This window comes from uncultured Butyricimonas sp., assembly GCF_959596855.1.
In the GTDB taxonomy this organism is placed as follows: domain Bacteria; phylum Bacteroidota; class Bacteroidia; order Bacteroidales; family Marinifilaceae; genus Butyricimonas; species Butyricimonas muris.
Genome location: NZ_CAUFYA010000037.1, coordinates 1 through 15617 on the forward strand (window position 1 = coordinate 1; position 15617 = coordinate 15617).

The 15617-nt window shown below is 43.7% G+C and carries 12 protein-coding genes; 5 read left to right on the forward strand and 7 right to left on the reverse strand.

Features of this window, described 5'->3' with window-relative positions:
- The first annotated feature begins 149 nt into the window (after positions 1-149).
- The 5 genes from Q5866_RS14885 to Q5866_RS14905 all read left to right on the forward strand — a co-directional run bounded on the left by Q5866_RS14885 (position 150) and on the right by Q5866_RS14905 (position 9922).
- Complete coding sequence (locus Q5866_RS14885) at positions 150-1625, forward strand: histidine kinase (RefSeq protein WP_176554946.1); 1476 nt, start codon at positions 150-152, stop codon at positions 1623-1625.
- A 124-nt stretch (positions 1626-1749) separates the two neighbouring features.
- Positions 1750-4323, forward strand: a complete 2574-nt coding sequence (locus tag Q5866_RS14890) for a zinc-dependent metalloprotease (protein ID WP_303181033.1) — start codon at positions 1750-1752, stop codon at positions 4321-4323.
- 37 nt (positions 4324-4360) lie between these two features.
- Positions 4361-7675 (forward strand): SusC/RagA family TonB-linked outer membrane protein, encoded by a 3315-nt coding sequence (locus tag Q5866_RS14895; protein WP_303181034.1) that lies wholly within the window; start codon positions 4361-4363, stop codon positions 7673-7675.
- 17 nt (positions 7676-7692) lie between these two features.
- Positions 7693-9015: a RagB/SusD family nutrient uptake outer membrane protein gene (locus tag Q5866_RS14900; RefSeq protein WP_303181035.1), complete on the forward strand. Its 1323-nt coding sequence runs from the start codon at positions 7693-7695 to the stop codon at positions 9013-9015.
- A 172-nt stretch (positions 9016-9187) separates the two neighbouring features.
- On the forward strand, positions 9188-9922 hold the full coding sequence (locus tag Q5866_RS14905) for a LytTR family DNA-binding domain-containing protein (protein ID WP_186977114.1): 735 nt from the start codon (positions 9188-9190) through the stop codon (positions 9920-9922).
- 72 nt (positions 9923-9994) lie between these two features.
- Here the strand turns inward: Q5866_RS14905 and Q5866_RS14910 are convergent, their stop codons facing one another.
- The 7 genes from Q5866_RS14910 to Q5866_RS14940 form a co-directional block, all read right to left on the reverse strand.
- Entirely contained in the window at positions 9995-10603 is a 609-nt protein-coding gene (locus tag Q5866_RS14910; protein WP_227217709.1) for an OmpW family outer membrane protein, read from the reverse strand.
- 38 nt (positions 10604-10641) lie between these two features.
- On the reverse strand, positions 10642-11307 hold the full coding sequence (locus tag Q5866_RS14915) for a DUF4136 domain-containing protein (protein ID WP_099290787.1): 666 nt from the start codon (positions 11305-11307) through the stop codon (positions 10642-10644).
- Positions 11308-11482: 175 nt separating this feature from the next.
- Positions 11483-11875, reverse strand: coding sequence for a biopolymer transporter ExbD (locus Q5866_RS14920; protein ID WP_099290786.1), 393 nt, complete (start codon positions 11873-11875; stop codon positions 11483-11485).
- A gap of 30 nt (positions 11876-11905) precedes the next feature.
- Positions 11906-12571: a MotA/TolQ/ExbB proton channel family protein gene (locus Q5866_RS14925; protein WP_099290785.1), complete on the reverse strand. Its 666-nt coding sequence runs from the start codon at positions 12569-12571 to the stop codon at positions 11906-11908.
- A 119-nt stretch (positions 12572-12690) separates the two neighbouring features.
- The gene (locus Q5866_RS14930; protein ID WP_099290784.1) at positions 12691-13647 is read right to left on the reverse strand and encodes an ABC transporter permease; all 957 of its coding nucleotides are present in this window, start codon (positions 13645-13647) and stop codon (positions 12691-12693) included.
- Positions 13640-14380 (reverse strand): ABC transporter ATP-binding protein, encoded by a 741-nt coding sequence (locus Q5866_RS14935; RefSeq protein ID WP_186977110.1) that lies wholly within the window; start codon positions 14378-14380, stop codon positions 13640-13642. Before Q5866_RS14935 ends, Q5866_RS14930 begins: the two co-directional genes overlap by 8 nt.
- Before the next feature lie 3 nt (positions 14381-14383).
- Positions 14384-15529: an NEW3 domain-containing protein gene (locus Q5866_RS14940; RefSeq protein ID WP_186977161.1), complete on the reverse strand. Its 1146-nt coding sequence runs from the start codon at positions 15527-15529 to the stop codon at positions 14384-14386.
- Between the last annotated feature and the right edge of the window lie 88 nt (positions 15530-15617).

A 15617-nucleotide genomic window follows, 5' to 3' on the forward strand; every position in this document is an offset into this window, starting at 1 on the left:
GATGCCAGATTTAGAGAAGAGCGATTCTGAAAAGAGTCGCTCTTTTTTTATGGTGCTAGGGATAGTATTTCAATTGTTTATCTATCTTTGTCGTGATGAGAATACGGACGAATATAATATCGATAGGTTTAATCCTGTTAGCGTTATTTATGGTAGCGATATACTTGATCGGTAAGAAGATCAGTGATGTCGGTAATGATATGAATAACGCGAACGTTCGGGAAGCATCCCGTTATCGGGCGGAGTCCGTGGCTTATGAATTCCGGAAAACAGAAGAATTACAGCGTTTGGCAAGAGAATTTTTTGGGCGAACGGAGTCATATAATGAGGTTGATTTAGTTTCTCTCATGCAGACTATGTTGCAGTTGGATCCGAAAATAAGTCGAACGTGGTTTTTCAGAGGTACAAAAGATTCCTTGCGTGTATTGGAACGCAATAGCTATGAGTTTCATCGGTTGAAACTCTCGGGAGTGGAATTAAAATATATGTATACCTTGTTGGATACAATGAAAGGGCATCATTATAGCGGGACGTACACGGAAGAAGGTAAGATTTACTGGTCGACGATAGAGGCGATAGAACCGACGGCATCCCGGAGGGCTCTTTTCGGTTTTGATATTCTGTTGACGGATTTACATTCTTACTTTGCCGAGGCGAGCGGAAAAGTTTCCAGTTACGTGTTTATCGTGAATGAACAAGGGATATTGCTTTCTCATCCTGACGAGAGATTGTTAGGTACATCTCCTTTTCCACGGGAAGAATTGGATACGCTGAGAGAGGTGTTGAAAACGAAGCACGAGTTGGAAATGATGGTGCATTCTGTCTTTCTATCTTCTCAGGTGCTCCGCATTTATTACCCGTTGACGATAGGGGAAGAGAAATGGGTGATTGCCGTGAACGTGCCCCAGTACGGGAATAAAGAGATTTTGGACGAGTTCCATAGATACACGTTAATGATCGCTTTGATGACGATTATAATATTTGCCGTGTTGCTTTTCTTTGCCCAGCATAAATGGCGGAAGGAGTATCGCCTAAGGCGTAAAATAGAGCGGGAATCCATGGAATTGCATTTGCAACAGTTGAAGAATCAGATTAACCCTCATTTCTTGTTTAATTCTTTGAACTCGTTGAGCGTTTTGATCGGAACGGATTCGACTTTGGCGAAAGAGTTCGTGTTGAAATTATCCAAGGTGTATCGTTATTTATTGGAAACGAGAAACGAGAGTTTATCAACGGTAAAGGAAGAGATTGACTTTACACGGCAATATTATTTCCTGCAAAAAATACGGTTCGGGGAACAACTGGATTTGACGATTCAAGTATCGCCCCTCTCTCTGGAGGCAAAAATACCTTCCATGAGTTTACAAATGCTCGTGGAAAATGCGATAAAGCATAATCTGGTCACGATTCAGAATCCGTTACATATTAATATACACGATGAAGGTGATTGGTTGATCGTGGAAAACAATTACCAGCCAAGAGGGGAATCCAGCGAGGCCTCTATGGGCGTAGGTTTCGAGCGGATTCGTACCATTTACGAGTTCTATTCCCCGGAAAAATTCGTATGTGGTTGTCAAAATGGTTATTACGTGTGTCGATTACCTCTTTTGAAAAATGGTTTATAACTAAAAATCGAATCTTCACTCCGTTTTTTCGGGGGTTCACTCCACTTTTATTTTTATTCAGCGAAATCTGTCTTAATATTGTATAGCATCAAAGAGTTAGACAGATTTAACGAATAAATAAAGTATGGCAAAAACAAAGACATTAATCTTAGGTGTGACAGTAATCATCGCGTTATTGTTGCTTTCCATGACGGGATATTCCCGTGAAAGACAAAAGAAGAATGAGTCTAAAGAAAAAACGGAAGTCGCCAAGAAGGATACTTATGGTGATTTAGTAAAAAAGGCAAAGGTGGCCGAAGGAATGATCAAGATTCTGACGGTCGAGAATGATTACTATTTTGAGATCGCCGATTCATTAATGGGACGTGATCTTTTGATCGTGAATAAAGTGTCGGGAGTGCCTTACGAGTTGAATGATGCGGGGTTGAACAGGGGAATGGAATATGACGATAAACTGGTACGTTTTTATAAAGACGAGCAATTGAATAAGGTTTGGGTGACGACGTACAATCCCAGAGTGAGTGCCCCGGAAGGTGACGCGATAGCGGAGTCGGTAAAGGCGAATTACCGGGAGTCGGTGATCGAGTATTTCCCGATAGAGGCTTACGGGAAAGATTCCACGTCCGTGGTAATCAAAGTAAACAAGATTTTTGACGGAAGCGAGAAGAGTTTTAATGATGTATATAATAGTATTTCTTTAGGGGGAACTATAAAGAAAGATTTATCAAAGATATTGAGTGTGAAAGTGTTCCCGTCTAACGTGGTGGTGAAATCGCTGATGACGACATCTGTGGTGGATGGTGGCGTGGCTGTCCCTTTGACAGTGGAGACGACGACTAATCTGGTATTATTGCCGGAGAAACCGATGAAGCCGCGTTTCGCTGATAACCGTGTAGGTTTTTTCACGACGGAACATGCTTATTTTAATGATGCTCAGCAAAAAGTAGAGAAACGGGAGTTCGTTCACCGCTGGCGGTTGGAACCGAAACCGGAAGATGTAGAGAAATATAGTAGAGGAGAGGTGGTAGAGCCTGTTAAACCTATCGTGTTTTATATCGATCCCTCGACCCCCAAACAATGGAGGGAGGAGATTAAAGCAGGAGTATTGGATTGGCAGGCCGCATTCGAGGCAGCCGGTTTCAAAAACGCTGTTATCGCGAAGGATGTCCCGGAAGGTGATGAAGATTTCGACATTGATGATGTTCGTTATTCTGTCATTACCTACGCGGCGTCTGAGCAAGCGAACGCCATGGGGCCCTCTGTGGTCGATCCTCGTTCCGGAGAGATTATCGAGGCTGACGTGGTATGGTGGCATAACGTGATGTCGTTGCTTCATTCATGGATACAGGTGCAAACGGGACCGATAGACCCGAGAGCACGGGGGAATAAATTGAGCGACGAGCATATGGCAAGTGCTATTCGTTTCGTGTCTTCCCACGAGGTAGGGCATACTTTCGGGTTGAAACACAACATGGGTGCTTCATGGTCATTCCCCACGGATTCTCTAAGATCCCCGAGTTTTACTTCCAAGATGGGGGGGACGGCAAGTTCTATCATGGACTATGCCCGTTTTAATTACGTGGCACAACCGGGAGACGGGGTGGTGGATATAACGCCGAAGATCGGGGTGTATGATAAGTTTGCCATTAATTGGGCTTATCGTTGGTTGGACACGAAGACTCCGCAAGAGGAATTGCCTGTATTGAACGGTTGGATTCGCGAACACGAGGGTGACCCGATGTACTGGTACGGGGAGCAACAAGACCCGAAAGACCCGATTGATCCGCGGTCACAGGATGAAGACCTTGGGGATGATGTCGTGAAAGCGAATCGTTACGGGATTATGAACTTGAAACGTATCGTGCCGAATATCGTGGCATGGACGGAAGAGGAAGGTGAAGGCTTTACACAAGCCGGCAGGTTGTTGATGGCGGTGATTAATCAATGGAAGATGTATGCCGGACACGTGACGGCAAACGTGGGAGGAATATATATAAACAATCCGGTGATGGGAAGTGCCGAGGATCGTTATGTCCCCGTTCCGAGGGAAAGACAGAAGGAGAGCGTGAAATACTTGATTGATGAAGTCTTTATCGTGCCGGATTGGTTGTTCGGGGCAGATGTATGGAAGAAGAGTTACCCGATACAAATGGGGGTAGAGTATTCTCCTTACACGGTAGCCCGGGAAATGCAGTACGCTACGTTTTATAATTTGTTGAAAGATGAACGTCTGATGCGTATGTTTGATGCTGAGGCCACGTTGGGTCGCGCCAAGTGTTACACGCCCGAGGAGATGTTCGCGGATATTCACAATGTTATATTTGCTAGTTCTAATGCGGGAAAGAATCTGTCCCTTTATGAAAGAATGACACAGAAGAATTTTATCGATGCCATCATTGTAAGCTCCAATAAAGCCGTGGAGAAAACAACGAAAAAGGCTTTGCACAATAATTCTAATACATGTTGCTTCGCGTCAAAAGAAGCGGCATTTAAAATAGAACCTAGAGAAGACGCTCAATTGAGAGTTTTACATTTCACTTCTATGGGACGGGTTTCCGAGGCGGTATCCGTGAAGAGAGGTGAGTTGTTGAAAGTCTTGAAATTGGCGGAAAGTAAGCGAAACACGGGCGACGTTGAGACGAGAAATCATTATGAAGATTTGATCATCCGTATCAAGGAAGCTTTGAACATGAGATAATTATTATACCTTTAACATACGAAGTAAACAAATGAACATGAGAAAGATTTTATTATTAATGGCGTTATTCTGTCCGCTTTGGTTGCTCGCTCAAAACGAGGGAGATTACCGAACAATTAAGGGCGTGGTAATGGACTCCGTTACGAACGAGACTTTGATTGGCGCGACAGTGGTTATTGATCCGGATGCCCCCGAATCCAAGAATTTAGGGCCTAAAGGAACAATCACGGATATTGATGGGAATTTTGAATTGAAAGTGCCTAAAGCCGTAAATTACGTGGTAATTAGTTTTATCGGCTATAAACCCTTGAAACTGGATATCTCCAAGAAAACGGAGTTTAAAGTGCTTTTGCAACCGGATCAGGAGCAGTTGGAAGAAGTGGTGGTGACCGGGTATCAGCAGATAGAGAAACGGAAAGCGACGTCCGCGATTCAGACGGTGAAAATGGATGATATAAAACGTATAGGTGTTGCCAGTATCGACCAATTATTGGAGGGACAGGTTGCCGGTATGACATCTATTCCGACAAACGGTGCTCCGGGAGCACCGAATAAGATGCGTATTCGTAGTACGGTGTCTTTGACTGGTAGTACTGATCCATTGTGGGTTTTGGATGGAATGATATTGGAAGGGAATGATATTCCAGCTAATTTCAGTGATAAGGATAATATTGATAATTTGTATAACACCTCGATTGCAGGTGTGAATCCTGCGGATATTGAAGATATTACCATTTTGAAGGATGCTGCCGCAACTGCTATTTATGGAGCTCGTGCAGCTAACGGGGTAATTATTGTGACCACGAAAAAAGGAAAAGCAGGTAAGATGCGGGTGAATGCTTCGGCAGCTTGGTTTGTGACAACGAGACCTGATCTAGGTAAATTGGATTACATGAACGCATCTGAAAAGGTCGATTTCGAGTTAAATATGACTAAAGTTGATTATGCTGATAATAGTGATAAGGCGGGTAAAGGAGAAGTTGCTCGGATTTTGGCGAAATATGATCAATTGGAAGCTTATCGTGAAGGGGGTTTTAGTGCGCTGTCGCAAGAGGCTCAGAATGAAATTAATGCTTTGAGAAATAAAAACGTAAATTGGGGGGATGAAATCTACCAGACTGCCGTGAATCAACAATATAATTTGAGTATATCGGGTGGTTCCGAGAACGCTCGTTATTTTGCTTCTGCTGGTTATTATAATGAAACAGGGACAACGAAAAAAACAGGATTCGAGCGTTTTAACGGGACTTTGAAGACGGATTTTGATTTGCGGGATAATTTACAATTGGGATTGTCTATGTTCCTTACCCATAGCACGCGTAAGAGTTATATCACGGATTTGGGAGGGTTCACGAATCCTGCTAATTACTCGAGAATGGTCAATCCATACTTGGAAGTAAAGGATGAAAACGGTATGTACATATATGATCCGGATATACAAGGGTCAGAAGGGTTCGTTGAGAGGTATGTACCTTTTAATGCTGTTGAAGAAAGGGAAAATACGGATTATTCGTTGAAGAATTTGGCGGTAAAACCGATGATTTCTTTGGAATATAAACCGTTTACTTGGTTAAAATTATCCACGCTATTGGGATTGCAGATAGAAAATTCCGAAACGGAAAAATTAGCGGAAGCGGATACTTATTATGTGCGTAAATATAAAGAGAATGCTTATAATGGTACTTATTGGTTGCCGGAAGGGGGGATTATTCAAAATTGGACGGATAATATGTCTCAGTACCAGTGGCGTTTGCAAGGTGAGTTTCATAATGTATTTGCGGATAAGCATTCTGTGGATGTCATGGTCGGTTACGAAATGCGGGGAAATAAATCTACGCAAGTACATACGAAAGGATTTGGTTATGATTCCAAAGCGTTGACTACGAAACCTCTTGATTTTCCTAACGGGTTCAATGATAAATCTAGTTCCTTGTATAAACAATATAGCCGGACAGAATCGGAGAATCGTTATTTGTCTTATTATATGACGGCATCATATAGTTATGACAATCGTTACACTGTATTCGGTAGTATGCGTTTTGACGGTTCTAATTTGTTCGGGGTTTCGGATAAATACAAGTATTTGCCGTTGTGGGCATTGTCGGCTGCTTGGAATATTGACCGAGAGAGTTTTATGAGCAATGCTGAATGGTTGTCTAATTTGAAGTTAAGACTTTCTTACGGTTTACAGGGCAATGTGGATAAAAATACTTCTCCTTATATAGTGGGAGAGTGGGGAGAAACTTCAAATCTCGGAGATTCCAGTGAGACTACAATAACCGTTTCTTCTCCTCCTAATCAAAATTTGCGTTGGGAAAAAACCTCGAACTGGAATGTGGGTATCGATATGGGCGTATTGAATAACCGGATTACGTTTACTGTGGATGGGTACTATCGCAAGAGTAAGGATTTGATTGGGACCCGGACTTTGCCTTGGGAGAATGGATTTGATTTCACCACGATGAACTGGGCAGAGGTCACGAATAAGGGGGTTGAGTTCACGTTATCCACGGTAAATATCCGTACAAAAAAATTCCGTTGGGTAATGGATTTCAACATTGCTCATAACAAGAGTAAAGTGGATAGAATTACTGTACGGGATAATGAACGTACGCCTTCTTTACAAGGTTACTCGATTGGTGCATTATTTAAGTTGAACACGGCTGGAGTAGACGAGAACGGTCTTCAGATGTTCTGGAAAAACGGACAGAAAGTTTCATTGAAAGATTTCTTTAGTTTGACATCTGATGCTTCCGGTGCCACTGTAAGTTCGTTAAGTAATGAGGAGTTTAGAGAGTTGTATACTTATGCCGGAACAACCGAACCGAAATTCACAGGTGGATTTATTAATAGATTCTATTACAAAAATTTCGATTTAACTATTAGTACGAGTTTCGTTATAGACCAAACAATGCAGGAATCTCCCTTCTATGCTCCTTCTTCTATGTCCCCGGGATGGAATTATTCTAAGCGTGTGGCAGATATTTGGTCGCCTTCTAATCCGGATGGAATATACCCTAAAATTATGAATCATTCATATTATATGGACCCGGAAAATAATGACTTTTTCTATGACTGGATGGGAAATTCGACGGGAGCTTTTAAGAATTACGATTACTGGTTTAAGGATATGAGTTATTTACGGGTGAATAGCATTCGTTTGGGTTATTCTTTACCTGATAACATTGTTCAGAAATTGCGTTTGGGTGCCGCCCGGGTTAGTTTCGAGGCGAGAAACCCGTTCGTGATCGCTACTAATTATGATGGTTATTTTGATCCGGAAACATGGGGTAATGCTTACACGCAACCATTACCGCGGACATTCTCTTTGGGTTTGGATTTAACCTTTTAATTTAATATTTGGTAATCATGAAAATAAAAAATATACTATATACGATTTTTTCCGTGCTGGTATTTTCCTCGTGTAATTATTTGGATATAACTCCGGCAGGGAAGGTTATTCCGGAAACTGTAACGGATTTTAGGGCTTTGATGACCTCGGCTTACTCGACGGTACCTACCTATAAGTATTTGTTATCGCTTCGTTCCGACGAATTATATCCGTTGAAAGACGGAGAGGCGTATTCTACCTTTATTGATTTTGCGCTTTGGGAGGATAATTCTTCGAGTAATACGATAAGTTACCCGTGGTCAACTTTTTATAAGACAATTTTCTACACGAATGCCGTTATTGAAGACGTGATGGATGCGAAGATTAACACCACCGAAGATTCCCGGGAACAATTGATGGCGGAAGCTCTTTTATTGCGTGCTTATATGCATTTTGAACTGGTGAACTTATATGCGAAATCATACAATGCAAGTACTGCTGCTGCCGAGCGGGGAATTCCATTGGCAACGAAGGTGGATATTGAACAACATTATACTCCTGCGACCGTGGAAAAAGTATACGAACAGATATTGAATGATATTGAAGAAGCCCGGAAATTGATCAAGGTTGAGCAACAACCGGATGCTGTAAAATATCGCTTCTCGAAGGAAACGGCAATGGCTCTCGAGGCGCGCGTACGTTTGTTCCGGTCAGAGTGGGAATTAGCTTTGAACTTGGCAGAAGAGTTACTCCCGAATTGTTCTTTGGAGGATCTTAATACATCCGAAGTAGCGCCTTATGAAAAATCCTCTCGGGAAATGATGATGAATTTAGGAATGATAGGGGAAGGTCGTGATATTCGAGAGTTGTATATTCTCCCGGAATACCTTGATAAATATAAAACCGGAGATTTGCGTGTGGGCAAATATTTTGAGGAAACCGGAGATTTCCGCAAGTTGATCAAGGGAACCGAAACATTGAAGGTGTCTTTCCGGACTTCAGAAATATATTTTATAGCGGCAGAAGCGGCAGCCCACTTGGACGGGAAATTGGAAACGGCAAAAACGCATTTGAAGTCTTTTATCGAGACTCGTTTGACTCCGGAATATTATACTCGGAAGGCTGCTGAGATAGATGGAATGAATCAACAGCAATTGTTAGAAGAAATTATGGATGAGCGAGCACGTGAATTTATTATTGAAGGGCAGCGTTGGTTTGATTTGAGACGTACGACACAGCCGGAGATCACAAAACCAAGTTCGAAAGAAGGGGCTACCGTGACTTTGGGCGTCGACGGTGTTGGTTACGTGATTCCTTACCCGCGAGAAGCCACAGAGAATAATCCGGATTTGAGAAATTAATCCGAGTAGCAATTAGGTTTAGGTTAGTAGTTGGAAATCCCGCATGGTTATGTAATATGACCGTGTGGGATTTTGTTGGTAAATAGAAATGTGTATTTTATAAATTTTTTCTCTATTTTTGTGGATATGGAATCGGGGATATAACCTGATGGGTATTTATCAAAAATAGCTTATGAATGCAGTTATCATTGAAGACGAGTATCTTGCGGCATCGGAATTAGAGAGGTTGTTGGGGGAGGTGGCTCCGGATGTTGCTATTTTGGCGAAGTTGGATTCGGTGAGCGAGAGTGTGAAATGGTTGAGGAAGAATAAGGTGGATGTGATTTTTATGGATATTCATCTGGGGGACGGGCAGAGTTTTGATATTTTTGAACAGGTGGAGATCACGGTTCCGGTGATTTTTATCACGGCGTATGACGAGTACGCGTTGAAGGCGTTTAAATATCAAGGGATAGATTATATTTTGAAGCCGTTTGACAAGGATGAGTTGATGAATGCGTTGAGTAAACTGGATTCGCTTTCCGCCACGAATGCGCCTTTCCCGGCTGCTTCGTTGACGGTGTATCAAGAACGCTTTTTAGTCACCGTGGGAACGAAGATGAAGTCCGTGGCGATAGGTGACGTGGCTTATTTTATGGCGGACGGGAAGTATCTGGTACTTTTTACCCGGGACGGACAGAATTTTATCCTTGACCAGACGATTAGCGGGATCGAGTCGAAGTTGAATCCCACGCGGTTTTTCAAGATTAACCGGAAGTTTATCATCAGCTATGATGCTATCAAGGAGATGGTGAAGTATTCCAATAGTAGGATAAAAATTATTTTGTCACCCTTGCCGCCGAGCGGAATAGAGGCAATCGTGAGTTCCGAACGGATACAGGAGTTCAAGCAATGGTTGAACCAATAATAACGAAAAAAGGCTGTGTCCATCGTGAACACAGCCTCGTCCCTATTGATTACCCAGTTGTTTTTATTTGTTTTAATTTCCCATGAATACGATACCCACGCTAATCGTGAAGTTTTGCATGGCTTCTACTTTTCCGGCTTTCGTGCCGTAGGTGTATTTAGCCCCTATGTTGAATGCAAACTGATCGTTTACGGGGATGATAGTACCTATTTCAGGAGCGAAGGCGAATTGCCATTTGGAGTTCGTGGAGCTGAATTGTCCCACGTCCAGTTTCATTTCCGTCCAGCTTGTTCCGACACCTAAACCGAAATAAGGTCTGAATGTACTGTTTTGATCCGTGAACCAGTAACGCCCGATAGCCATGATGGGCACTGTATTGACGTAGCGGTATTGATAACCGGTGATGGTGTGAATGTCGCTGCTACCTTTGAATTTGAAGTTACCACTCATTTTTCCTTTATCTTTGTAGTAGGTGTTCCAGCCGATCATACCTCCGACAGAGAATCTTTCTCCCAAGAATTGATGGTACTCGAGGTCCATACCTCTGAAACTCATTTTACTCGCAAAATCGTGCATTTTGCCAAACGGGGCAGACATCTGGTAGTTCAAGTTCAGCATCTGTCCTTTTACCAATGGGCTTAACCCGAATAGTATAAGCGATATAATTAATAACTTTCTCATAATCGTTTGAATTTTAAATTGACAATTAGTGATCTACTCTATTGCTTTTTCAAATACGGTGATTGAACGAAGCATTGGTCGATGGTTGATTCCATCCTGTCAAGAATAGATTGGGCAGAGCCTTGTAACAAGCCGTCGGCAACACCACTCCAGAGTACCGGAATTTTCTTGTTCGCGCTTGTCGGGGCGGTTTGGTCCGCGGCGATCATATCGATCACGATAGAACCACTTCTGTAAGAGTACACGGCAACAGGATACCACGGGTAAGAAGGTCCCCAACCCGGTCCCCAAGTCGGACCCCAAATCCAGTCCCAACCCGGATACCAACCCCAGTAGTTGTACCAGTAGTCGTTCCCGTAATAATAATTCACGTTAGAGAAAGCTGATACGGTGACAATGAAACTCGGTTGTTCATCACTTTCGCTTTGCGGGTCGATGTAGGTGTAACCTAGCTGAGTGAAATTGTCTTTTACCAGTTGTAAGATTTGCGGATCGTAAGTGTGATTCGGTGTTTCTCCTTGAGCCACGAAATAAACGATCGTATCGGGAAGTGAGAATGTAGTGTACTTGGTGAAGTCTGCGCTCTTGTCATAATTGGTTATGGCAACATCCATCTCCTTCACTGTGTCTGCGCCTCCCGGGTAACATGAGACCAGAAACTGTGCGAACAGTCCGATGCATGATAAAAAAAGTAAACGTTTCATACTGTGTTAGTTTTAGTTTAACAATTGTTGCTAATATATTTTATCTACAACGAGATAATCATTACAAGCGATGAGTATCAAGTTCTTGATCGCTTGTGTGAGGTTGTATACGCCGACGCGGGCGATAGGTTTCAGCTTCGCCAATTTATTTTTTTACGTTGATTTTAAAGATAACCTATTCTGGGGTAGTAGCTAAGATCAAGCGATATTTATGGTCTTTCGCGATGTTCATTACTTTCACGATTTGTTCTAGAGGCACTGATTTGTCGGCTTGCAGAGAGATACAGGGATCTTCCTGTTCTTTTAGTTCTTCCACTAATCGGCGTTCGAGCATGGAGAACGGGATGACCTTTTCGTTCAGGTAAAAAGTATAATTTTTATCAATAGAAACGACAACAATCGGTCTGTCGGAGGTTTGGTTTGTACTTTGAGGTAATAGCAACCTTAGGGCGTTGGGATTGATCAACGTGGACGAAACCATGAAAAAGATCAGCAGTAAAAATACGATGTCGGTCATGGACGACATGTTGAAGTTCGGGTTAATTTTACTTTTGCGTTTGATTGCCACGATTTATAATTGAGAATTTATAATTTAGAATTATTTCTTTCGGAGGCAAAGATTGATAAACTCGGAGGAGTGGTGTTCTATACGGAGAACGATTTTATCGACTCTTGCAACCAAGAAATTATAAGCTAATTGTCCGATGATACCAACGATAAGTCCTGCCACGGTGGTGATCATTGCCGTGTAAATACCGCGGGACAGGAGGGTGATATCGATGTTACTTCCTGCCATTGACATGTCATAGAAGGCTTGCACCATACCGACTACGGTTCCGAGGAACCCGATCATGGGTGCGACTCCGGCACAAGTTGCCAGCGTGGGTAAGCCTTTTTCCAAAAGGGCTACTTCATAGTTGGCGGTTTCTTCCATGGCTTGGCGTATTTCACTCGGGGCTTCTCCCTGCATAACGATACCTTTGGCTATTGTCTTTGATAAAGGGCTTGCTTCCGCTTCACATTCGGCAAGCACGGCTTTCGTGTTATCGTTTTGGATATATTCCTTGATTTTTTGCATGAACGCGACATCGTTTATACCCGTCTTGCGGAATAACCAATAACGTTCACACGCGATGTAAATGGCTATGATGGATAGAATGAAAATCGGGATCATCAGCCAACCGCCTTTTACGACCATCCCCCACAGGCTCATGTCCGTGTTCGTTGCCGGGGCTGCAAGGATTATAAATGTTGTGTACACCATGTATTCTTTATTTTGTCGTGCGAAGATAATGTTGTTTTTGTGAACCTGCAAGAAAATGAGTTTATAAGGTTATAAACTTTATGAACTAGAGGGAGAGTCTTTTCGACTCTCCCTAATTTTTATCTCGATCTGATTTCTTTTCTCATGAATGAGGCGTATGATAACGCGAAGCAGATCACGGTAGCGGCGATCAGTCCCGTGAGTTGTGGCCAGACGACCATCAAGCTCTGCCCGAGTGGTAGCGGGCTGGGGATAGCGCCGTGTACTTGTTCCATGGTTAGCGGTCCCAAGCTTCTTACCGAGGGCATCAATAACGTGGTGGTTGCCTCGTTGAAAAGCATACTTGGGGCAAAACGCAACAGGTTGAGCATGAATCTCTGGTAACTGATGACTTGGTACGTGCTTGCCATTGCCGAGGGGCTGATGGCTTTTCCGACCAGATTGACGATCATGTTATAGAAAACGCTGAAAAATAACCATACCGCGATGCATGCCAAGGCGGAAGTGGCAGCTTGTTTGAATTTGATCGAGAAGAAAATCGACAGGTTCAACCAAAATGCCACGTACACGATACTTACCCCGATGAAACATATAATACGTAAGAATTCTTCTGCTGTCGGGGGAATCCCGATGGCGATCAACCCGAATCCCATCACCATGAATGCCAGTGCGAACAGCATGACCCCGATAACGATCAAGGCTCCCGTGAATTTGGCGTTAATCAAGTAATCCCGATGTATCGGTTGGGATAAAACCCGACTCAGTGTTCCCTTGTTTTGCTCGGAATTGATGGCGTCAAAACCCAGAGCTATCCCGAGTAGTGGTCCCAAAAAACTGATAAAAATCACGAAAGAGGGTAATGTCCCGTCAGACACGGTGAATAGTTTCAAGAAAAGAAACGAACCGTCGGGATCGTTGGGTTTTATCGCTGCCCCTATATTGGTCAGTGCCGTGTAGAGCGAACCCATGCAAGTCAGGGCGATGATGGCTATCAATATAATGAAACGCCAACTTCTGACATGGTCGGCCACTTCTTTACGGACGATAACCCAGAATGGACGTTGTATTCTACTCATGGCTTTTTCCTCCTCCGAAATAACGGTTATACATGTTTTCCAACCCGTGTTCCTCGGTTTGCAATTCGGCGATGTTCACTTCTGCCAGAAGTTTTCCCGCCCCGAACAACCCTACCCGGTCGCAAATTTGTTGTACTTGATCCAGATGGTGGGACGAGAAAAGTACGGTCAGCCCGTGCTCATCCCTCAGTTGCCGGATGAGATCCATAAATTCTTGAACTCCGGCAGGATCGATACCGGACGTGGGTTCATCGAGAATGATGACTTCCGGTTTCTTGATCAGTACATCGGCTAAGCCAAGACGTTGGCGCATACCGCGGGAGTATTTCCCTGCCTTTTTTTTCGTGTCGAGGGGTAATCCTACCCGTTCAAGTAATTCTTGTGCTTTCGTTCGGGCTTCTTTCTCGTCGATACGATTGAGGCGAGCCGTGTAGAGCAGGTTTTCGATACCGGTCATGTCATCGTAGAAACCCACGTCTTCGGGGAGATAGCCAACCTTCTCCCGTACTTGTATGGGGTTGCGGGTGGAGTTGATGCCGCATACTTTCACGTCTCCGGATGTAGGGTCGGTCAACCCGAGCATCATCAGTATTGTCGTGGATTTTCCGGCTCCGTTCGGTCCCAGTATCCCGAAGATCTCTCCCTTGTGCACGGTGAGGTTGATATGATCCACTGCCGTGAATTTCCCGTATTGTTTCGTTAAATCATGAAGTTCGATAATGGGTTCGTCCATGATTTACCTCCTTCCATATTTGCGGAATAGGAAGTACACGCATCCCAACGCGATCAGGATGACTAATACACCCATCCAGCCCCAGATCATAGGTGTTCTTACTGCAATACGGAAATCTGCCGTTGAATTGACTTCCGGTGTTTTGGCAGATATTTTGGTGACGTAATCTCCCGGTAAAGCTTTTTTGGATGCTTTCACGACAGCGACAGCATTAGCGGTTTCCCCGGCTTTCAGGCGGTCTATTTTTGTCGGCTCGAACGTGACTTCCCAATCTACCGGTTTATTGGCAGAGAGTTGAATGTCTTTCAATTCTGCCGATCCCGTGTTTTTGATTACCAAGTCGATTCGTTTCGTGTCCCCCGCCGTGATTTCCGTGCTGAGTAACCCGCGGGGAGTAGTCAGTTCCATTTGGTAAGTCCCCGTGATCACGACCTCGAGTTCCATGTCCGCGGAAGTCGTGCTGGTTGCCGCGCGAACGGGAATTTTGTATGTCCCTGCTTCAACATTGGCAGGCGGATTGATATCGATCGTGATGTTTTGGGTAGCATTCGGTTCCACTTGAGCGGAAGTTGCTTGTTTGTAATTTGCCTTGAAGACCACATTCCATCCCCGGGGGGCTTGTGCCATAAGGGCGTAAAGTTGCTGGTCCGCCGTTTGGTTTTTCAGCGTGGCATTAAACGTGAATGTCGACTTCGAATTTCCTTGCATGTTGGGTTGGTTCGTGGTGAAATCCGTTTGGTAAGTACCCTGTTTCGAGACCGTGATACTCAAAGGGAGTTCGCCTAATCCTTCCGCCATGACGGAAAAACGGTAAGTGCCTTTGTTTACCTTTAACGGAATATCCACTTTCAGGGAGAAGTTTTTCTTCTCTTTCGGGAGGACGGAAAGTTGGTTCACAGTCCATGTTCCGGCTTTGATCTCGTACTTCCATCCCCGGGGCATTCCCTTGATGGTAATGTCGGCGTTTTTCACTTCGTCACCGTTGTTGATGACGTCAATGTTGTAGTTTACAGATTCTCCCGGCGGCACGGCTATTTTCGTGTAGGGAGTGTACAGAATCACCTTTTTTTCGGGTTCTGCTGCCTGCATACTGAGGGGAAGAAATCCCGCGAGCAGGACGAGTAATAGATTTAAATAATTTGCACGCATTGTCATAAAAAATTTCGTTAGATATTTTGATATGATTCTCAATACATTGCTGACAAATTTAATTACTATGTGTATTATATAATTTTAA

What these genes read in the sequence shown, in the direction of transcription:
- Q5866_RS14885 (WP_176554946.1), top strand. Translation starts at nt 150, where the DNA reads ATGGTAGCGATATACTTGATCGGTAAGAAGATCAGTGATGTCGGTAAT.
- Q5866_RS14940 (WP_186977161.1), bottom strand. Translation starts at nt 15,529, where the DNA reads ATGCGTGCAAATTATTTAAATCTATTACTCGTCCTGCTCGCGGGATTT.
- Q5866_RS14900 (WP_303181035.1), top strand. Translation starts at nt 7,693, where the DNA reads ATGAAAATAAAAAATATACTATATACGATTTTTTCCGTGCTGGTATTT.
- Q5866_RS14895 (WP_303181034.1), top strand. Translation starts at nt 4,361, where the DNA reads ATGAGAAAGATTTTATTATTAATGGCGTTATTCTGTCCGCTTTGGTTG.
- Q5866_RS14905 (WP_186977114.1), top strand. Translation starts at nt 9,188, where the DNA reads ATGAATGCAGTTATCATTGAAGACGAGTATCTTGCGGCATCGGAATTA.
- Q5866_RS14930 (WP_099290784.1), bottom strand. Translation starts at nt 13,647, where the DNA reads ATGAGTAGAATACAACGTCCATTCTGGGTTATCGTCCGTAAAGAAGTG.
- Q5866_RS14935 (WP_186977110.1), bottom strand. Translation starts at nt 14,380, where the DNA reads ATGGACGAACCCATTATCGAACTTCATGATTTAACGAAACAATACGGG.
- Q5866_RS14910 (WP_227217709.1), bottom strand. Translation starts at nt 10,603, where the DNA reads ATGAGAAAGTTATTAATTATATCGCTTATACTATTCGGGTTAAGCCCA.
- Q5866_RS14925 (WP_099290785.1), bottom strand. Translation starts at nt 12,571, where the DNA reads ATGGTGTACACAACATTTATAATCCTTGCAGCCCCGGCAACGAACACG.
- Q5866_RS14915 (WP_099290787.1), bottom strand. Translation starts at nt 11,307, where the DNA reads ATGAAACGTTTACTTTTTTTATCATGCATCGGACTGTTCGCACAGTTT.
- Q5866_RS14890 (WP_303181033.1), top strand. Translation starts at nt 1,750, where the DNA reads ATGGCAAAAACAAAGACATTAATCTTAGGTGTGACAGTAATCATCGCG.